At 21.7% G+C, this 1,046-nt stretch carries 1 protein-coding gene; it reads right to left on the bottom strand.

All coding sequences use genetic code 4. The annotated features are described in order from the left end of the window. Positions 1 to 94: 94 nt before the first annotated feature. The coding region (locus C6B38_RS04870; RefSeq protein ID WP_443028748.1) for a hypothetical protein at positions 95 to 1,046 on the bottom strand (952 nt) is incomplete at its 5' end.

The following is a 1,046-nucleotide window of genomic DNA, read 5'->3' on the forward strand; positions in this document are numbered from 1 at the left end:
TGGTACTTTATCATTTTTTAAATCACGCACAAATTTTAAATATTTACTATCATATTGCATTGCAATAGATAAAGGAATTGTTATCTTAACAAAATTAATACCAATATGGTACTTTATCATTTTTTAAATCACGCACAAATTTTAAATATTTACTATCATATTGCATTGCAATAGATAAAGGAATTGTTATCTTAACAAAATTAATACCAATATCTTTATTAGATTTTTTACGAACTCTTTTCCCGTTTGCTGTTCGTTTAACTGTTTCCGTTTTTCATACTAAATAATCATCTAAATCATCAAAGAAACCTATTTTCATTTTAAAATAAGGAAAAAATATACTAGGTGGAATACATTGCATAGGAACAATAATCATATTAGTAATTTCTCTATATTCAACCCAATTCTGATTAATTCGTTGTCCAGCAAAAACAATGTTATTATCAAACTGACGACATAATAAAAAATATGGAATTAAACCACTAAACTTTTTATTGTTTTCTTCGGGTTTAGCACCATTCATATACAAAAATATTTCATCAAATAAAATTAAACTATCATTTGACGGTATCTTATAATTTTTATTTTTAAAATCTAAGTGGTTTAAACCTAAAACTCCAATTTTTTCATCATTAATAAAATAATTAGAATAAACATTATCAAATTTAGCAATTTGTGATAAATAAGTCATCAATAAAGTTTTACCAGTACCCAAAGCACCGTTAATAATTGATATTGGACTACTTTTAACAATTTTAATTAATTTCCGTGTTTGAAAAAAATCACTAAAAAAAGACCAAAAGAAAATAATATTAAAAATTACTAAAAAAATAAAAAGGATAATATCTATAACTGATGTAGAACTAAAATATATAAACTGTAAATTAAAACAAACAATAAAAAAATAGAACAAAATATTTGCCATAAATCAATTTACATATCAATAAGAAAACTTAATATTTTTTTGTCTTCTAAATAAATTAAAATAATTTTTAAACATATATCTACACCACCAATCTAATTGTTTTATATAAAATAAATATTGA

Origin of the sequence: Spiroplasma sp. ChiS, assembly GCF_002968355.1 — a bacterium.
GTDB classification, from domain to species: domain Bacteria; phylum Bacillota_I; class Bacilli_A; order Mycoplasmatales; family Mycoplasmataceae; genus Spiroplasma; species Spiroplasma citri.